At 68.2% G+C, this 17106-nt stretch carries 18 protein-coding genes; 7 read left to right on the top strand and 11 right to left on the bottom strand.

Annotated features, from left to right (window positions below; all coding sequences use genetic code 11):
• Positions 1–98: 98 nt before the first annotated feature.
• The 3 genes from ACL03I_RS15875 to ACL03I_RS15865 all read left to right on the top strand — a co-directional run bounded on the left by ACL03I_RS15875 (position 99) and on the right by ACL03I_RS15865 (position 2012).
• A complete protein-coding gene (locus tag ACL03I_RS15875) occupies positions 99–425 on the top strand; it encodes a plasmid stabilization protein (RefSeq protein WP_355076542.1) in 327 nt (108 codons plus the stop codon).
• A gap of 42 nt (positions 426–467) precedes the next feature.
• Complete coding sequence (locus ACL03I_RS15870; protein WP_355076543.1) at positions 468–710, top strand: hypothetical protein; 243 nt, start codon at positions 468–470, stop codon at positions 708–710.
• 240 nt (positions 711–950) lie between these two features.
• Entirely contained in the window at positions 951–2012 is a 1062-nt protein-coding gene (locus tag ACL03I_RS15865; protein WP_355076545.1) for an NAD-dependent epimerase/dehydratase family protein, read from the top strand.
• Here the strand turns inward: ACL03I_RS15865 and ACL03I_RS15860 are convergent, their stop codons facing one another.
• On the bottom strand, positions 2013–2621 hold the full coding sequence (locus ACL03I_RS15860; protein ID WP_356965583.1) for a TetR/AcrR family transcriptional regulator: 609 nt from the start codon (positions 2619–2621) through the stop codon (positions 2013–2015).
• A 64-nt stretch (positions 2622–2685) separates the two neighbouring features.
• Here ACL03I_RS15860 and ACL03I_RS15855 point away from each other — a divergent pair, with 64 nt between their 5' ends.
• Complete coding sequence (locus ACL03I_RS15855) at positions 2686–3555, top strand: alpha/beta fold hydrolase (protein WP_412806309.1); 870 nt, start codon at positions 2686–2688, stop codon at positions 3553–3555.
• A gap of 10 nt (positions 3556–3565) precedes the next feature.
• Here the strand turns inward: ACL03I_RS15855 and ACL03I_RS15850 are convergent, their stop codons facing one another.
• Positions 3566–4693 (bottom strand): acyl-CoA dehydrogenase family protein, encoded by a 1128-nt coding sequence (locus tag ACL03I_RS15850; protein WP_355076551.1) that lies wholly within the window; start codon positions 4691–4693, stop codon positions 3566–3568.
• 137 nt (positions 4694–4830) lie between these two features.
• Between ACL03I_RS15850 and ACL03I_RS15845 the strand changes: the two genes are divergently transcribed.
• Both ACL03I_RS15845 and ACL03I_RS15840 read left to right on the top strand, forming a co-directional pair.
• On the top strand, positions 4831–5205 hold the full coding sequence (locus ACL03I_RS15845; RefSeq protein ID WP_355076553.1) for a MerR family transcriptional regulator: 375 nt from the start codon (positions 4831–4833) through the stop codon (positions 5203–5205).
• Complete coding sequence (locus tag ACL03I_RS15840) at positions 5202–6065, top strand: TIGR03619 family F420-dependent LLM class oxidoreductase (RefSeq protein WP_412806308.1); 864 nt, start codon at positions 5202–5204, stop codon at positions 6063–6065. Before ACL03I_RS15845 ends, ACL03I_RS15840 begins: the two co-directional genes overlap by 4 nt.
• Before the next feature lie 32 nt (positions 6066–6097).
• Here the strand turns inward: ACL03I_RS15840 and ACL03I_RS15835 are convergent, their stop codons facing one another.
• A complete protein-coding gene (locus tag ACL03I_RS15835) occupies positions 6098–6598 on the bottom strand; it encodes a flavin reductase family protein (RefSeq protein WP_355076557.1) in 501 nt (166 codons plus the stop codon).
• A gap of 360 nt (positions 6599–6958) precedes the next feature.
• A complete protein-coding gene (locus tag ACL03I_RS15830) occupies positions 6959–8287 on the bottom strand; it encodes an MFS transporter (RefSeq protein ID WP_412806307.1) in 1329 nt (442 codons plus the stop codon).
• 60 nt (positions 8288–8347) lie between these two features.
• Here ACL03I_RS15830 and ACL03I_RS15825 point away from each other — a divergent pair, with 60 nt between their 5' ends.
• Positions 8348–9295, top strand: coding sequence for a pyridoxamine 5'-phosphate oxidase family protein (locus ACL03I_RS15825; RefSeq protein ID WP_364435648.1), 948 nt, complete (start codon positions 8348–8350; stop codon positions 9293–9295).
• A 39-nt stretch (positions 9296–9334) separates the two neighbouring features.
• On the opposite strand, the gene ACL03I_RS15820 is transcribed toward ACL03I_RS15825, so the two are convergent.
• The 7 genes from ACL03I_RS15820 to ACL03I_RS15790 form a co-directional block, all read right to left on the bottom strand.
• The gene (locus tag ACL03I_RS15820; RefSeq protein ID WP_364435651.1) at positions 9335–10561 is read right to left on the bottom strand and encodes a cytochrome P450 family protein; all 1227 of its coding nucleotides are present in this window, start codon (positions 10559–10561) and stop codon (positions 9335–9337) included.
• A gap of 10 nt (positions 10562–10571) precedes the next feature.
• Positions 10572–11834: a cytochrome P450 gene (locus tag ACL03I_RS15815; RefSeq protein WP_412806306.1), complete on the bottom strand. Its 1263-nt coding sequence runs from the start codon at positions 11832–11834 to the stop codon at positions 10572–10574.
• Between the two features lie 203 nt (positions 11835–12037).
• Positions 12038–13330 carry a cytochrome P450 gene (locus ACL03I_RS15810; RefSeq protein WP_355076565.1) on the bottom strand — a complete coding sequence of 431 codons (1293 nt, stop codon included), beginning with the start codon at positions 13328–13330 and terminating at the stop codon, positions 12038–12040.
• A gap of 298 nt (positions 13331–13628) precedes the next feature.
• On the bottom strand, positions 13629–14858 hold the full coding sequence (locus ACL03I_RS15805) for a cytochrome P450 family protein (RefSeq protein ID WP_355076567.1): 1230 nt from the start codon (positions 14856–14858) through the stop codon (positions 13629–13631).
• A 13-nt stretch (positions 14859–14871) separates the two neighbouring features.
• Positions 14872–16143 carry a cytochrome P450 gene (locus ACL03I_RS15800; protein WP_356965394.1) on the bottom strand — a complete coding sequence of 424 codons (1272 nt, stop codon included), beginning with the start codon at positions 16141–16143 and terminating at the stop codon, positions 14872–14874.
• On the bottom strand, positions 16140–16745 hold the full coding sequence (locus ACL03I_RS15795) for a GTP-binding protein (protein ID WP_355076568.1): 606 nt from the start codon (positions 16743–16745) through the stop codon (positions 16140–16142). The genes ACL03I_RS15800 and ACL03I_RS15795 overlap by 4 nt, the downstream gene beginning before the upstream one ends.
• Positions 16720–17070 (bottom strand): DUF742 domain-containing protein, encoded by a 351-nt coding sequence (locus ACL03I_RS15790; protein WP_039805398.1) that lies wholly within the window; start codon positions 17068–17070, stop codon positions 16720–16722. Before ACL03I_RS15790 ends, ACL03I_RS15795 begins: the two co-directional genes overlap by 26 nt.
• Between the last annotated feature and the right edge of the window lie 36 nt (positions 17071–17106).

Raw genomic sequence — 17106 nt, 5'->3', positions numbered from 1 at the left:
TCGGAAGCTTCGGATGGCCGGGCCCGGCGGACGATTCGGACCCGATCCGGATTGCGCGGAGATTCCCGGGGTAGACCGCAGATACAGGAGGTGATGACATGCCGAAGGCTTGGACCGACAAGCAGGAACGCCAGTACGAGCACATCGCGGATTCGGCGAAATCCCGGGGCGCGAGCACCGGGCGCGCGAAGGAGATCGCCGCTCGCACGGTCAACAAGAACCGTGCCCAGTCCGGACAATCCAAGACCGCGAGCAAGACGTCGACCGACGACAAGTCCCCGCAGCAGCGCGGTGGTCAGCGTTCGCACAGCGGCGCCCAAGGGCCGACCCGTGACCAGCTGTACAACGAGGCCAAGAAGCGCAATGTCGAAGGCCGCTCGAAGATGACGAAGAAGGAGCTGGCGCACGCGCTCGGACGGGACTGACGCGACGCGCGGCTCGGCGACGAAGAAGCGAAAGGAGTGGAGATGACCAAGCAGCAGGAAACGGGCACCATCACCGGCACCAGGGACAAGGACTACAACCTGATCTGGTTCGTCGAGGCGTCCCTCGAGAACGCACTGCGTCTGGACACGTTCATCCAGGACGCGGAACGCGCCGGAGACACCGAGCTGGTGGAGTTCTTCCGCAAGGCGCAGGCCGACAGCCGCAAGGGCGGCCGGATGGGTAAGGAACTGCTTGCCAACCGTCTCGCCCAATCGAATATGTGACGTTTAGCAGACGAGCGGCGGACGGGAGCCCGAGTGGGTTCCCGTCCGCCGCTGGTTCGCAGGTCGTCCGGACGCGCACCGGCCCGTCGTGACGCGGTCCTGGCCGCGCCTTCGGGCTACCGCACCCGGCGGTCGCCGGGCCCGGCCGGGAAGAATCCGATTCACCGGTCTACCGCGGTGTCGTCGCCGACATCCTGGGTAAGTCGCTCTCGAACCTCGTCACCGAGCCAAGGAGCAGATATGCGCGTCGTCGTGGTCGGTGCCACCGGAAACGTCGGAACGAGCGTGCTGGAGACACTGTCGGCCGAAGCGGGAGTCAGTTCGATCGTGGGGATCGCGCGGCGCGTGCCGGGCATCCCTCGCCCGGGTGTGGAGTGGGTGCGCGCGGATGTGCGAACCGACGACCTGGAGTCCCATTTCCACGGAGCCGACGTGGTCGTGCATCTGGCATGGCTGTTCCAGCCCACCCATCAGCCCATGGTCACGTGGCGCGCCAATGTCGGCGGCACGGAACGCGTGCTGCGCGCCGTCGCCGCGGCGCAGGTCCCCGCGTTGGTCTACGCCTCCTCCGTCGGCGCCTACTCCCCGTGCCAGAGCGACGAGCCGGTGCCGGAGAGCTGGCCGACCGACGGCTGGCCACCCGCCGCTTACATGCGGGAGAAGGCTTACGTCGAAAGGCTGCTCGATCGGTTCGAGGCCGAGAATCCGGATCGCCGCGTGGTTCGCATGCGTCCGGCGTTCATCTTCCGCAGGCACACCGCCAGTCAGCAACGGCGTCTGTTCGCCGGTCCGCTGTTGCCGAACCGCCTGATGCGGCCGGGCCTCCCGCCGATCCTGCCGATTCCGCGCGGCCTGCGGTTCCAGGCGGTGCACAGCGCCGACGTCGGACGCGCGTACGCGCTCGCGATCGCGACCGATGCTCGTGGCCCGTTCAACCTGGCCGCGGAGCCGGTGATCGATCGCTCCTGGCTGGCCGCGGTCTTCGATGCCCGGGTGGTGTCCGTTCCGCCCTCGGTGATCCGCGCCGCACTCGCGATGGGCTGGCACGCGCGGACACTGCCCGCTACGCCGGACCTGTTGGACGGGGTGATGCACCTGCCGATCATGGACACCGGCCGCGCGCGGGCGGAGCTGGGCTGGACTCCTCGGTTCACCGCCGTCGACGCACTCCGGCACCTCATCTCCGGGTTGCGGGCGGGCGCGGGGGAAGACACCCCGCCGCTGGCCAGCGACGCGGGCGGGCCATGGCGCTGGAAGGAGTTCACCTCGGGAGTCGGTGGCCGCGAAATCGGCGTCGGCTAGTCACTCGGCCGAGTGCGCGGCGCGCTGACCGCGCGCCCCGGCCAGTACCTGTTCGATACGGGCACTCGTGGACCGGCCGGCCGCGTGCAATGGTTCCGTCGAGCGCAGCGTGCGGCTGAGGACGAAAGCGCCCTCGAGGCTCGTGAGAACGGCGAGGATGAGATCGCGAGCGTCCGCCGTGGACAGGCCGCGGCGGACGAAGTAGTCGGTGCCCTCGTCGATCCAGGAGGCGATGACTTCGGCGGCGACGTCGCGCAGCGCGGGTTCGCTGTCGGCGATCTCACCCGCGACGGTGCCGACCGGGCACATGTTGATCCAGCCGGTCTGCTCGATCTGTTCGGCGGCCGCCGCGAAGGCGGCGGGTATCGCTTCGCGCAAGTCGTCGTGTGCGTCGAGCAGCAGCGGGAGCAACTGGATGTACGCGGCCCCGGACGTGCGCAGCGCCGCGGCGGCGATCTGCGGTTTGCCCTCGGGAAAGTGGTGATAGAGCGACCCCATCGGAGCCTGAGCGGCGACGGTGAGTTGCTTGACGCTGGTACCCGCATAGCCCTGCGTGCGCATCAACTCGGCCATGGCGGTGACGAGGCGCTCCCGGGTGCTGGTTGACATTTTCTCGGTCACCCTTCCAGACTAGAGCAAACACTCTAGAGTGATCGCTCGAATGGAGGCGGACATGCCTGTGATCGAACTGCCCGCGGGACGGGTGCACTACGTCGAGCGCGGCGAGGGACCTCCGGTCGTCCTGCTGCACGGCCTCCTGATGAACCACACGGTCTGGGACCAGGTGATCGACGCCCTCCCCGAAGGCTTCCGGTACCTGTTGCCGGACCTGCCGCTCGGCGCCCATCCCCTGCCGCTGCGCCCCGGCGTCGACCTGAGTTTGCGCGGCCTGAACCACCTGATCGCCGACTTCCTCGCCGCACTCGACCTGCGCGAGGTCACGCTCGTACACAGCGATTGGGGCGGTGCGCTGTTCCTCACCGCCTACGGGTTGGACGAACGCGTCGGCAGGCTGATCGTGCTGCCGTGCGAGGCGTTCGACAACTTCCCGCCCGGCCTGCCGGGCAAGACGGCCACCGTCGCCACTCACCTCCCGGGCGGCATCTCGCTGGCGCTGCGGCAGTTGCGCGTTCGGTGGCTGCGCCGCTCGCCGTTGCTGTTCGGCTGGATGGCGCGGCGCCCATTGCCCGATGCGCTGGTGCGCGGCTGGACCGAGCCGGGGCTGCGCGACGCACGGATCCGGCGGGACCTGCTCGCCTACACCAAGTCGGCGTTCCCGAAACGAGAATTGATCGCCCATACCGAAGCGCTGCGCGACTTCCGTGGAGACGCCCTGATCCTGTGGTCTTCGGCGGGCAAGGTGATGCCGCGCGAGCACGGCCCCCGGCTCGCGGAACTCATTCCCGCGGCCCGGCTGGTCGAAATCGATGACGCGTACGTACTGTCCATGCTCGACCAGCCCGCCGCCGTAGCCGAGGCGATGTCGGCGTTCCTGCTCGACAACCACACCGCACCGGGGCGCGACAAGCGCTCGCCGCGCTAGCGCCCGCGAGTCACGCTTCGTCCGGTACGCCGAGGACACCCCGCCCGATCACCCCGGCGATCACCTCCGTCGAATACGCCATGAGCTGGCCGGCCTGGGCATCGCGCAGATGACGTTGGATCGGCGACCGCTTCAGATACCCCGAGCCGCCGCCGACCCGAACGCCGAGCTGCGCCACGTCGACCGCCACCTTGTTCGCGAGGTACTTGGCTCGGGACAGGTTGTCGAAGAACAGCGCGATCCCATGGTCGGCCTGCCACAATGCCTGTTCGTAGAGCGCGTGCGCGGCGGCGAGCCGGGTTTGCGCGTCCGCGACCTCGTACTGCACCCACTGCTGGTGCGCCAAGGGCTTGCCGAGAATTTCCCTGGTGCGCGCGTGTTCCACCAGCGCGTCCAGCGCGGCATCGGCGATGCCGAGCGAAATCGCGGGAAGCCCGGCCGGGATCACCGCGAAATCTCCCGGACGCGGCGCGCGGCCGCGGTACTCGGCACGCAGCACGGTGTCGTCGAACGCGAGCAGCTGGCTGCGGGTGGCGCGCAGGCCGAGAGTGTCCCAGATCGGGACGATCGATACCGTTTCGTCGGGGACCACGCCGAAGAAAGCGGGTTCCCCCGCCACGAGCGCGTTGACCAGCAGATAATCGGCGATCTCGCTGCCGGAGACGAACCGCTTCGCCCCGCTCAGCAACCACCCGCCCGCGGTCGGCTCGGCGACGTGCTGCGGCTGGAGGAAGCGGTTTCCGCTCGCCGGTTCGGACAACGCGTTCGCGAAGCGCTTACCCGCCCGCAGCTCGTCGGCGAAGAACGATCCCGAACTCTCGCCGGTGAATTCCGCGAGGGCGACGCCCGCCCCCGCGTGCATGGTCCAGATCGTCGCGGTGGACGGATCGGCTCGAGCCAGGATTCTGACGAGACGACCGAGGCCAAGGTAGCTCAGGCCCGCGCCACCGGACGATTCGGGCAGCACCGCGTCATCCGCGCCGGCCTCGTGCAACGCGTCCAGATGCTCGACGGCGAGCTCGGCGCGCTCGTCGTAGTCGGCCGCCACGGCCGCGAATCCGGTCGCCAAGTCGGCGACCCGGTCGAGCAATTCCCGCTCGCCGTCGCGGACCGGAACGATGAAATGCGCATTCGTCACGAAATGCTCTCTGGTCGAGGGGAATCGGCGAGCGAAGCTCGCCGGCTGATCTCCCCCGAGGGTACGCAGCCCGCGCCGACTTGCCTTGACGTCGACGAGAAGGTTTAGCGTGGCGGTAGCGGAGACAAGGAGGACGGATGCGCATCGGCGAACTGGCGGAGCGGGCGGGCACCAGCACGCGCGCCTTGCGTTACTACGAGGAGCACGGTTTGGTGCGGCCGCACCGCGCCGCCAACGGTTACCGCTCGTACGACGACGCGGAGGTGCTGATCGTGGCGCAGATCCGCGAACTGCTCGGCGCGGGCTTCGATCTCGACGACATCCGTCCGTTCGTCGCCTGCCTGCGGGCGGGCAACGGCTCCGGAGACGTCTGCCCGGACTCGGTGTCCACCTTGCGGCGCAAGCTGTCCGAGGTCGATTCGTACCTGGCGCGGCTGGAGCGAGTACGGGGTCAGCTGCACGAGCGGCTCGCGGCGGCCTGCGAGTTCGACCGGATCGAGGAGCCGCGGTGAGGTTCGCGGTCAGCTACAGCACTCCCTTCTTCGGCGTCGACCCGGACCGGTTGATCGCCTACGCCCAGCACGCCGAGCGCTGCGGATTCGAAGCGATCTACCTGCCCGAGCACGTCGCGCTGTACCCGGGCGCCGCGGTCGGACCGATGGAGATCACGCCCTCGGTGCCGTTCGCCGACCCCCTCGACGCGCTGAGCTTCGTGGCCGCAGCGACCGAGCGGATCCTGCTCGGCACCGCGGTGCTGCTATTGCCCTACCACCATCCGGTGGTGCTGGCCAAACGCCTCGCGACGATCGACGTGCTGTCCAAGGGACGGATGCGCCTGCTCACCGTGGGGGTGGGAACCCTGCCCGGGGAGGCACAGGCCGTCGGCGTCGATTTCGCCTCCCGAGGCCGCCGCGCCGACGAGGCCATCGATGTGCTGCGACTGCTGTGGTCCGGCGGCGCGGACGGGGTGAGCTTCGAAGGCGAGTTCTCCCGGTTCGAGAACCTGTGCAGTTATCCGAAACCCCTCGGCGGCGACCTGCCGATCCATGTCGGTGGAGCGAGCCGCGCCGCGGCGCGGCGCGCCGGTTCCCGCGGCGACGGTTACTTCCCGGGCGGGGTGCTCGGGCCCACCGAACGCGCCGCCCAGCTGGAGATCGCCCATACCGCGGCCGCTGCGGCGGGCCGGGATCCCGGCGCGTTCGAGTACACGCGCTGGGGATCTATCGACATGCCGGTCGAGCGGGTCGAGGGACTGGCCGAACAGGGTGTCACGCGCATCGTGGTGAGCGCGAGCACAGGGGACCCTGAGCAAGCCAGAGACGAGTTGTCCGCCTTCGCCGAACGATTCGAACTTGCGAACGCACTGAAATAGCTTTCGCGCCCGGGCGGCGGTCCCGAACCAACTCAGACGGTATGGCCCGCAACCAGATCCGCTACCGAGTGGTAATGCAGCGTCTCCGCGGTGGGCCGCAGCACGGCGCCGTCCTCGGGTTCCAGCAGCATCCCGACGTGATCACCGAGGTCGTAGCGGTCGCGGATACGAGCGACGAACCAGCTGGGCACCGTGCTGAGCACCGGGATGCCGCCCGGACCCGGGCGCCAGTCGCAGTGCACGAACTTGTCGATGTCGTCGCCGGTCTCACCGCCGAAAAGCCGTGCGAGGGAGACTTGTTCGCTGCCGAGCAAATGCACCGCGAGCCGGTCGGCGTGCTGCGCGACCCGATAGGTGTAGTTCTTCTTGGACAGGCCGATCAGGAACCGGCGCGGCTCGATGCTGACCTGCGTCGCGAAGCCGACGAGACAACCGGCGCGCCGGCCGTCCGCCTGCACGGTGACCAGCAGCACGGGATAGTCCGCCGCCGCGACCACCGCGTCGAACACTGCGGTCCGGTCTTCGGTAGCCATCGGTCCTCCCAGCGTGATGCGGCGTCTTCCCCGGATGCCCGCGCGACCGTCGCGCAAACATGCCGGAACGAGCAGCGCTCACCCTACAACCGCGGCGGCAAGTCGTCTGAGACGCCGACGTCGGCAAGGGTGAGACGCCCGTACGACGGCCCGGTAGATCAGCCCTTTCCGATCTACATTGCCGTGGATGATAGTCCACCACAACGACTTCCGTGCCGACACTGAAAACGCATGGTGGCGGTCGCCACATTGCGAGCGCATCTCTGCATACGGCCTGGCCCTCACCTCGGCGGCCGCGGTTCGGCGGCACGGATCGTGCCACGGACTCGGCGGCGAGCGAGGCCATGGGCAGGCCGAGGATCACAGATCCGCGTTCCGGTCGACGGCAGCGTCGCCGGTTCGCCGCCGCAGCGTCATGACGCCCGCCGCGGCGGCGATCATGCACAATCCCACCACCCAGAGCCCGGCGCGCTGGCTGCCGGTCACGTCCTTCAGCCCACCGGTGACGTACGGCGCGACGAAACCGCTGACGTTGCCGACCGAGTTGATCAACGCGATGCCGCCCGCCGCCGCCGCGCCGGACAGGAAGGTGCCGGGCAGGGCCCAGAACGTCGGCAGCGCCGCGAGCACGCCCACCGCGCACACCGTGACCGCGATCATCGCGGCGAACGGATCGCCGAGATACAGCGCCACCGGGATGGCGAGACCGCCCAGCAGCGCGGGCAGGGCGACGTGCCGAGCCCGCTCACCGGTCCGGTCGCCGTGCCTGCCCCACCACACCATCACCACGGCCCCGACGAGGTAGGGCACCGCATTGATCAGTCCGCGCTGCACCACCGAATAGTGCGTTCCGTATTGCTGCTGGAAGCCGTCGATGATCGTCGGCAGGAAGAATCCCAGCGCATACAGGCCGTAGACGATGCCGCCGTAGACGAAGGCGAGGCCGAGCACCCGCGGATGGGTCAGCGCACGACGCACCGTCCAGTGCCCCGCGCGCCGCAACGTGGCCTGCTCCGCGGCGAGTTCGCGAATCAGCCATTCGCGTTCGGCGGAGGCCAGCCAGCCCGCCTGCTCGGGACGGTCGGTCAGATAGAACCAGGTCGCCACCGCCAGCGCGACGGCGGGCAACCCCTCGACCAAGAACATGAAACGCCAACCGCTGAGCCCGAAGACGCCGTCGCCGTATCGAATGATCAAGCTGGACACCGTCGCGCCCAACGCGGTGGACATGGGCACCGCGGTCATGAACAACGCGACGATCCGCGCCCGTTGCGCCTGCGGGTACCAATAGGTCAGATAGAGCAGGATGCCGGGAAAGAAGCCCGCCTCCACCACACCCAGCAGGAACCGCAGGAGATACAGCACGGTGGCGTCGGGTACGAAGGCCATCGCCGTGGCCACCAGCCCCCAGGTGGCCATGATCCGGGCGATCCAGCGCCGGGCGCCGAACCGGTGCAGCGCCAGGTTGCTCGGCACCTCCAGCAGCAGGTATCCGACGAAGAAGATGCCGGAGGCGAATCCGAACGCGGTCTCGGTGAGCCCGAGCTCGGTCTTCATGCCGCTCGGCCCGGCGAACCCGATGTTCACCCGGTCCAGATAGTTGACGAAGTACAGCAGCCCGAGAAAGGGCAGCAGGCGAATCGTGACCTTGCGCAGCGTCGTGTCTGCCGCCTCGGCGGTGGAAACCATCTGCGCACTCTCGGCTCCGGACGGCCGCGTCGTCAAGGGCGGCGCAGTAAAATCCGTCCCATGGCGGTTACCTGGCCGGACGAGGTGGACGACGTTCTCGGCGGCGATCTGACCTGCGCCGCAGCGTATGTGACGCCCGCGGGCGGCGCGGTGGTGTCGGCGGTGTCGCCGATCGGGCTGCGCGACCGGGCCGCGGGCACGGTGGGGTTCACGACTTCACTCGGGTTCGGACGCAAGCTGGAGCGAATGAAGCGGGAACCCAAAGTGGCGCTGGCATATCACGCGCGCGAGCACGGCATCGGAAGCCGGGAAAACTCGCGATTCGTGCTGGTGCAGGGCACCGCGGCGTTCGACCCGACGCCCGACCAGGAGGCGCTGGACCGCCTCGGCGCCCAGGCCACGCCCTACCTGGGCGCACCGCGGCGCGGTGTGTTCTGGGACCGGTGGCTGCGGGCCTACTACGCCGATCGAGTGGTCGTTACCGTGACCGTCGACCGCATCGTCGTATGGCCGGACCTCGACGCGGCGGGCACGCCCGAGATCCTCGGTGCCGCAGCGCCTTCTGTCGAACCAGCGACACAGCAGCCTCCGGCGAAGGGGACGGGCCCCCGGGTGGACGTCGCCCGGACCGCGGCCCAGGCGACGAAGCTGCCGCACCGGCTGCTCGGCTACCGGCAGGCCGACGGCTACCCGGCGGTCGTCCCGGTGCAGGTGACGGGGTCGAGCGCCGACGGTGTGCGGTTGACCGTCCCGGCGGGCCTGCCGCAAGGCGGACGCCGCGCCGGGCTGCTGGCCCACGAGTATCGGTCCCAGTTGATCGGCTTGGAATCGCGGCAGAACACCGGCTGGCTCGAGGTTTCCGGCACCGAGGCGGTGTACGCGCCGCACACCGCGTCCGGGTTCAAAGCGCCGCCGAACAAGACGATTTTGTTGCTGGGCAACGGTTTTCTCGCCCGGCGCGGACTCGCGAAGGCACGCAAGTCCGGCCTGGTCGAAGCATTGCGCTGAACCGCGCCCCAGGCAGCGACCGGAGGCGCGGGCCAGCCCCTAGTCCGCCGCCAGGTACACCGGCAGCCTGGCGTGCCCGTTGGAGATGAAACTGGACACGCTCCCGAGTTCGGCGGGATCGGCCGCCAGGCGCAGGTTCGGGAAGCGCTGGAAGAGCGCGGGCAGGGCGACCTCGGCTTCCAGCCGCGCCAGGGGTGCGCCCAAGCAGTGATGGGCCCCGTAGCCGAATGCCAGATGTTCCTTGCTCGCTCGCCGCACGTCGAACTCGCTCGCGGTGGGGCCGTGCAGTTTCGGATCGCGATTGGCCCCGGCGTAGGAGGCGAGAATCGGTTCGCCCTTGGCGATGCGCAGGCCGTCGATCTCGATGTCGTCGGCGGCGAAGCGCAGCGGCAGGTGCGCCACCGGCGCCTCGTACCGCAGCGCCTCCTCGATCAGATCGGACCAGGCCGCACGCCCCTCGGTCACCTCGGCACGCTGGTCCGGGTGGGTCAGCAGCGCGAAGACGGCCTGATCGAGCAGGTTGACCGTGGTCTCGTGCCCCGCGCTGATGACAAGCAACAACGTGTCGATCAACTCCTGCTCGGTCAGCTGCGAGCCGTCCTCTTCGTCCCGGTGCGAGATCAGCAGGCTGGTCATGTCGTCACCGGGTGTCTCCCGCCGATAGGCGACGAGCTCACCCAGGATCCGGTACATCTCCATGTAGTTCGCCTGGGACTCCTCGGGCCCGAGCGACGTATCGAAGATGCCGTCGACGCATGTGCGCAGACCGGCGTTCAGGTATTCCGGAACGCCCATCAGCGCGCTGATGACCTGGATCGGCAGCGGGTAGGCGAAACCTTCCCTGAGATCGACCGCTTCGCCCGCCGGCGTCGCGGCGAGCGCGCCGAGCAGGTCCGTCGTGATCTGCTCGACCATCGGGCGCATCGCTTGGGTGCGGCGGTGCGTGAAGGCGGGCGCGACGAGTTTGCGCAGCCTGCGGTGGTCGGCACCGTACGCGGTGAACATGTTGTTCACCGCGACCCACGGCAACAACGGCCAGTCCTGGGGTATCTCGCCGTTGATCAACGCGGGCCAGTGCTGCTTGCCGTCCTTCGACACCCGGGGATCGGCCAGCAACCGCTTGAGCACGTCGGCGTCGGTGACCGACCACGCTCGCACGCCGCCCGGCAATTCGACCGGGGTCACCGGCCCGCGCGCACGAATACGGGCGGACTCACCCTGAATGTCGGCACCCAGCGGGTCGAGGACCAGGGGTTGTGTGTCCATCGATGACTCCTTAGAAGACGGTCAGTGGAGGGGATTTCGGAAAGACGACCGGCAGGGACACCAGCGCACGGTGGAACGGTCCCGGCCGCCAGCTCAACTGACCGGGCTGCAGGCCCAACCGCATCTCGGGCAAGGCGTCGAGGATCTGATCGATCGCGTCCTGCACCACCAGGTACGCGGCCGACCGGGCGGGACAGGCGTGCGGGCCCACGCTCCACGCCAGATGGGCACGGCTGTCGGTGCGCTGCCCGACGCCGATCGCCGGGTCGTTGTTGCATCCGGCCATGCTGATCAGCACCGGCTGGTGCGCCGGTAGCCAGACATCATCGATGAGGATCGGCTGGCGCGGGAAGCTGACGCAGTAGTTCGCCATCGGCGGGTCGTTGAACAGCACCTCGTCGAGGGCGTCGCGCGTCGAGAGGCTGCCGCCGAGAAAGTCTCCCGCGAAACGTTCGTCGGTGAGCATCAGCAGCAGGGTATTGACGATGAGGTTCTGCATCGGCTCGATGCCCGCGCCGTAGAGCGTGACCAGCTGGTGGATCATCTCGACGTCGTCCAGCCCGGCCTCATGCTGCAACAGCCTGGACGTGATGTCGTCGCCGGAGTCCTTGCGCTTCATCTGCACGAGTTCGAACAGTGCGTCGGTGAGCATCGCGTTGCCCTTGTCCGCGTTGACGCCTTCGAAGATGGCGGCCATACCGGTCGCGACCTGCTGGCCGATGTCCGCCGGACAGCCGAGCATGGCATTGAGCACCGCGAAGCTGAGCGGGAACGCGTATTGGCTGATGAGATCCGCCGCGCCGTCCTCACAGAAGGCGTTGATCAGCGGGATGGCGATCTGCTCGACGGTTCCGTGCAGCGCGTGCAGGTCCACCCCGGCGATGCTGGCGACGTTCGCCTGGCGGTAGCGCAGATGCTCGAGGCCCGCACTGCGCAGCGCGTTCGGCCGCCACTCCAGCATCGGCAGGACCGGGCACTCGCCCGGAATGTCCTTCTGCCAGATCCGCGGATCGGCCGGGAAATGGTCGGGATCGTTGAGGATGCGCAGCGCGGTGTGGTAGCCGATCACAAGGGTGGCGGGCACGCCCGGCGACAGCTCGATCGGGACGAGCGAACCGAACTGGCGGCGCATTTCGCGGTATGCGTTGTGCGGATCTTCCGCGTATTCCTGCGAATACAACGGGTAACGAGGGCCGCTGGTGTCGATCGGCGATCCGTGCGAGACGGGGCACCCATTCGCGGAAGTGGACGGCGGGAACTGTGGCGTGGTCAAAGACGAAACTCCAGAGGAACGAACATGCGACGAACGCGATCGACCGGGCGCGTGCGCGCCGCGACGGCGAAGGTCGGCGTGATGCGTGGGGATCGGTGACAGGCCGGCGCACACCCTCATCAGCTGTGTGCACGACGACCTCTGAGCGGCAACCTCCTTCTGGACGGGAACGCGGCGACGGCGGCTTGCCGGACGGAGCACGGCTACTGCGCCGCGCTCCCCTCCGGCTGCGGGACATAGACGGGCAGGGGCGGTGATTCCGGGAAGAGGACCGGCAGGGCGGTCAGCGATCGATGGAACGGACCCGGGCGCCAGGTCAGCTGCTCGGCAGGAACACCCAACCGCATCTCGGGCAGCGCGTCGAGCAGCTGATCGATGGCGTCCTGGGCGATCAGATAGGCCACCGACCGGGCCGGACAGGTGTGCGGCCCGACGCTCCAGGCGAGATGAGCGCGATTGTCGGTGTACCGCCCCGTGTGGATCGCCGGGTCGTTGTTGCATCCGGCCATGCTGATGACCACCGGCTGGTGGGCGGGTAGCCAGACGCCGTCGATCAGGATCGGCTGACGGGGGAAGGTGACGCAGTAGTTCGACAACGGCGGGTCGGTGAACAGCACCTCGTCCAGCGCGTCGCGGGTCGAAAGGCTGCCACCGAGGAAGTCTCCCGCGAAACGTTCGTCGGTGAGCATCAGTCGCAGGGTGTTGATGATCAGATTCTGCTGCGGCTCGATGCCCGCGCCGTACAGCATCAGCACCTGCTGGACCATCTCCGCGTCATCGAGATCGACCGGGTGCCGCAACATCCGGGAGACGATGTCGTCGCCGGGATGGGACCGCTTCAGCGTCACCAGGTTCGCCATCGCGTCGTTGAACATCGCGTTGCCCCGCTCGGCATCCACCCCTTCGAACATCGCGGCCAGTCCCATCGCCGCCTGCTGCCCGATCTCCGGCGGGCAGCCGAGCATCGCATTGATCACGGCGAAGGCCAGAGGGAACGCGTATTGGGCGATCAGGTCGGCGGAGCCGTCTGCGCAGAAGGTGTTGATCAGCGGAGCGGCGATCTGCTCCACCGTATTGCGCAGCGCGAATTGATCGATCTCATCGATGCCCGCGACGATGGCCTGCCGGTACCGGGCGTGCACAAGGCCGGAGTTGCGAATCGCGGCCGGACGCCACTCGAGCAGCGGCAGGACCGGACAGTCACTGGGCACGGTCTGCTGCCAGGTCCGCGAGTCGGAAGGAAAATGGTCGGGATCGTTCAGAATGCGCAGCGCGGTGTGATACCCGATCACCAGCGTCGCGGGCACGCCGGGAGACAGCTCCACCGGCACCAGCGAACCGTATCTCGCGCGTGCCTGCCGATAGACCTGGTGTGGGTCCGCCGCGAAATCGTCCGCGTACAACGCGACCCGGGGTCCGTCGGAGCCGACCGGTGAACCGTGCGGGACCGGGCAGCCGGTGGAGAAGGACGATGTCGAGGACTGTGGGTGGGTCAAAACGTGACTCCAAAGTCGGAACGTTCGACGAGCAGGGTGGGCACACGACAAGCGTCCCGAAGCCCGGGAAGCGAATTGCCATGTGAGCGTCGCGAATTCGACACTACGTCGAATTCCGCTGCCGCAGAGCATATCTCGTGTGCCGAAACGGTGCGATCGTGCGTGTTCCCAAGTGCGTACGCCGACGGTGGAACACCTCCGCCCGCGTATCCCCGAGGGACACGCGGGCTGTCGAGTCCCGGCGCGGGACAGCCGAGCGCCCATGCCGGGTGTGATCGAGATGTTCTTCCCGGCCGACCTACTCCGTCGCCTCCAAGAACACCGGCAGCTCGGAATGACCGTTGGAGATGAAGCTGAGCACGGTGCCCAGCTCGGACGGATCGACCGCGAGGCGCATGTCCGGGAAGCGCCGGAAGATGGCCGGAAGGGCGATCTCGGCTTCCATCCGGGCCAGCGGCGCGCCCAGGCAATGATGCGCCCCGTAACCGAAGGCCACATGATCCTTGACCGAGCGCCGCAGGTCGAACTGGTCGGCGTTCGGACCGTGCACCTTCGGATCGCGGTTGGCCGCCACGTAGGAGGCCAGGATCGCCTCCCCCTTGGGAATACGGACGTCGGCGATGTCGATGTCCTCGACGGCGTAGCGCAGCGGCAGGTGCGCGACCGGCGCCTCGTAGCGCAGCGACTCCTCCACCACGTCCGACCAAGGGATCCGCCCCGCCACCACGTCGGCGCGCTGGTCCGCACGGGTGAGCAACGCGAAGATGGCCTGATCCAGCAGGTTCACCGTCGTCTCGTGCCCGGCGTTGATGACCAGCATCAGGGTGTCGACGAGTTCCTTCTCGGTCAGCTGTGAGCCGTCCTCCTCGTCCCGGCTGGCGATCAGGACGCTCGTGATGTCGTCGCCGGGCGCCTCCCGCCGGTACGCCACCAGTTCGCTGACGAGCCGGTACATCTCCAGGTAGTTGGCCTGGGCCTCCTCCGGACCGAACGAGGTGTCGAAGAATCCGTCGACACATTTCCGCACGCCTGGGCCCAGATGCTCGGGCACACCCATCAGCTCGGTGATGACCTGGATCGGCACCGGATACGCGTAGCCCTCACGCAGATCCACCGCCGTGCCGCGCGGGGTCGCGGCCAACTGGTCGAGCAACTCGGCGGTGATCGCTTCGATGCGCGGTCGAAGCGCCACCGTACGACGGTGCGTGAACGCGGGGGCGACCAGCTTGCGCAGCCGCCGATGCTCGGCGCCGTAGGCGGTGAACATGTTGTCGACCGCCACCCACGGGTGCAGCGGCCACTCCTCGGTGATCTCGCCGTTCATGAACGCGGCCCAGTGCTGCCTGGGGTCCTTCGAGACGCGCGGGTCGGCCAGAAGGCTCTTGAGCACGACGGCATCGGTGATCGACCACGCCGGCACCCCGCCGGGCAGTTCCACCAGGGCCACCGGCCCACGCTCGCGCAGCCGCGCCGCTTCGCCTTGGATATCGGAACCGGTCAGATCCAAGACTATCGGCTCTTGCGACATCGGACGCTTCTCCTTACACCATGTTCAACGGAGGGGACTTGGGGAAGACGACCGGCAGGGCCGCCAACGCCCGGTGGAATGGGCCGGGCCGCCAGACCACTTCGTCCGCGGGCACGGCCAGCTGCATTTCGGGGAGAGCGTCGAGCAGCTGGTCGATGGCTTCTTGCACGACCACGGACGCGACGGACTTCGCGGGGCAGGCGTGCGGGCCGACCGCCCACGCCAGATGCGAGCGATTACCGGTGCGGTCGCCGCCGCGGATCGCCGGATCGTTGTTGCACCCCGCCAGGCTGATCAGCACCGGCTGGTGCGCGGGCAACCAGACGTTGTCGATCAGGATGGGCTGGCGCGGATAGGTGATGCAGAAGTTCGCCATGGGGGGGTCGTTGAACAACACCTCGTCCAGCGCGTCACGCGTCGACAGCGCGCCGCCGAGCATGTCGCCACCGAAACGGTCGTCGGTGAGCATCAGCAGCAGGGTGTTGGTGATCAGGTTCTGCTGCGGCTCGATCCCGGCGCCGTAGAGGCTGATCAGGTTCGACAGCATCTCCTCGTCGTTCAGGCGGGCCGGGTGATGCGCCAACCGGGACGTGACGTCGTCGCCCGGCTCCGCGCGGCGCTGGTGGATCAGCTCCATCAGCGCCTCGGAGAGCATCTGCATGCCCTTGGCCGCCTCGACGGTGTCGAAGAGCATCGCCATGCCGGTGGCGACCCGCTGCCCCAGTTCCGTCGAACAGCCGACGATCCGGTTGAGCACTTCGAAGACGAGCGGGAACGCGTACTGGGTCACCAGATCGGCGGACCCCGCCTGGCAGAAGGTATTGATCAGCGGAATCGCGATGCGCTCTACCATCGAGTGCACCTCGTGCAGGTCGATGGCGTCGATGCTCGCGACGTAGGCACCCCGGTAGCGAGCATGCGCCGCGCCGCTGTTGCGCAGCGCGTTCGGGTACCACTCCATCATCGGACGGATGGGCGAGTCCTCGGGGATGTTCTTCTGCCAGATGCGCGGATCGGCGGGGAAGTGCTCGGGATCGTTGAGGATCCGCACGGCTTCCTGATAGCCGATCACCAGCGTGGCGGGCACCCCTGGCGACAGTTCGATCGGGACCAACGAACCGTGGCGCCTGCGCATTTCCCGGTAGATCCCGTGGGGGTCGGCCGCGAATCCCTCAGCATAGAGCGGAATTCTGGGACCGTCGGTGTCGATCGGCGATCCGTGTGCGACCGGGCAGGCGCCGCTGGATAGGTGCCCGGGGTGGGTCGAGGACTGGGACGTGGTCAAATGCGAGACTCCAAACGGTGGAACAAGAATTCGACTAGCGTGATCAGCGAACGCAGGCACGTGCCTCGGTCCCGGGCGTCCAGTGACGTCAGGGGAGTCCCGGGTTCCAGGTCGAGGGCATCGCGCACCTCGTCGAGCGGGTAGGGCCGGGCGCCTTCGAACTGGTTGACGGCGACCGAATACGGGACGCCGCGCTCCTCCAGCACCGAGAGGACCTCGTCGGACTTCTCGATGCGGCGGGTGTCCACCAGCACGAGCGCGCCGAGCGCACCGCGGGCCAGCTCCTCCCACAAGGGGACGAAACGCTGCTGACCCGGAGTGCCGAACAGGTAGAGCGCCAGTTTGGGACTGAGCGTGATGCGGCCGAAGTCCATCGCGACCGTGGTCTGCGACTTGCCGGGCAGCCCCGCCATGTCGTCGACGCCGACACTGGCTTCGGTGATGGTCTCCTCGGTGCGCAGCGGTTTGATCTCCGAGACGCTGCTCACGAACGTGGTCTTGCCGACACCGAAGTTGCCGGCCACCAGCAGTTTCACCGAGCGGGTCACGGTCTCCGGCACGTAATCGACGGTGCGATCAGACGGCGAGAGCACGGAGCCCATTGAGTACCTCCTCCAGCAGAGCGATCTCCGGCAGGGACTCGGCCGGGGTGGGGGTGACCAGGTGCCCGCCGTCCATGAGATCGGACGCGACGATCTTCACGACGGACGGCGGAAGGTCGAGGTACGCAGCGATCTCCGCGATCGACAGCGCACCCCGACGGCTGCACAGGGCCATGACCCGGCGCGCATCGGGCGACGCGCCGGGGAGTGGATCTTTGGCGGTCAGGACCAAAGTAACCAGGTCCAGCTCGCGAGTGGGGCGCGTACGCCCTCCGGTGCGCACATAAGCCCGGACCAGGTCCGGATCGCGCCGCGGCTTGCTCATGACGGCACCTCGCTCTCGCTCGGCTCCGTGCTGCCC

The sequence above is a fragment of the Nocardia sichangensis genome, from assembly GCF_047200615.1.
GTDB classification, from domain to species: Bacteria; Actinomycetota; Actinomycetes; order Mycobacteriales; family Mycobacteriaceae; genus Nocardia; species Nocardia sichangensis.
Note: the sequence above shows the minus strand (reverse complement) of the source record. Positions and strands in the feature narration are given on the sequence as shown.

Bases quoted from the DNA above. Each gene is read 5' to 3' on its own strand.
- ACL03I_RS15830 (WP_412806307.1), bottom strand. From the start codon at position 8,287: ATGGTTTCCACCGCCGAGGCGGCAGACACGACGCTGCGCAAGGTCACG.
- ACL03I_RS15825 (WP_364435648.1), top strand. From the start codon at position 8,348: ATGGCGGTTACCTGGCCGGACGAGGTGGACGACGTTCTCGGCGGCGAT.
- ACL03I_RS15835 (WP_355076557.1), bottom strand. From the start codon at position 6,598: ATGGCTACCGAAGACCGGACCGCAGTGTTCGACGCGGTGGTCGCGGCG.
- ACL03I_RS15805 (WP_355076567.1), bottom strand. From the start codon at position 14,858: ATGTCGCAAGAGCCGATAGTCTTGGATCTGACCGGTTCCGATATCCAA.
- ACL03I_RS15845 (WP_355076553.1), top strand. From the start codon at position 4,831: ATGCGCATCGGCGAACTGGCGGAGCGGGCGGGCACCAGCACGCGCGCC.
- ACL03I_RS15790 (WP_039805398.1), bottom strand. From the start codon at position 17,070: ATGAGCAAGCCGCGGCGCGATCCGGACCTGGTCCGGGCTTATGTGCGC.
- ACL03I_RS15870 (WP_355076543.1), top strand. From the start codon at position 468: ATGACCAAGCAGCAGGAAACGGGCACCATCACCGGCACCAGGGACAAG.
- ACL03I_RS15855 (WP_412806309.1), top strand. From the start codon at position 2,686: ATGCCTGTGATCGAACTGCCCGCGGGACGGGTGCACTACGTCGAGCGC.
- ACL03I_RS15865 (WP_355076545.1), top strand. From the start codon at position 951: ATGCGCGTCGTCGTGGTCGGTGCCACCGGAAACGTCGGAACGAGCGTG.
- ACL03I_RS15820 (WP_364435651.1), bottom strand. From the start codon at position 10,561: ATGGACACACAACCCCTGGTCCTCGACCCGCTGGGTGCCGACATTCAG.
- ACL03I_RS15875 (WP_355076542.1), top strand. From the start codon at position 99: ATGCCGAAGGCTTGGACCGACAAGCAGGAACGCCAGTACGAGCACATC.
- ACL03I_RS15795 (WP_355076568.1), bottom strand. From the start codon at position 16,745: ATGGGCTCCGTGCTCTCGCCGTCTGATCGCACCGTCGATTACGTGCCG.
- ACL03I_RS15860 (WP_356965583.1), bottom strand. From the start codon at position 2,621: ATGTCAACCAGCACCCGGGAGCGCCTCGTCACCGCCATGGCCGAGTTG.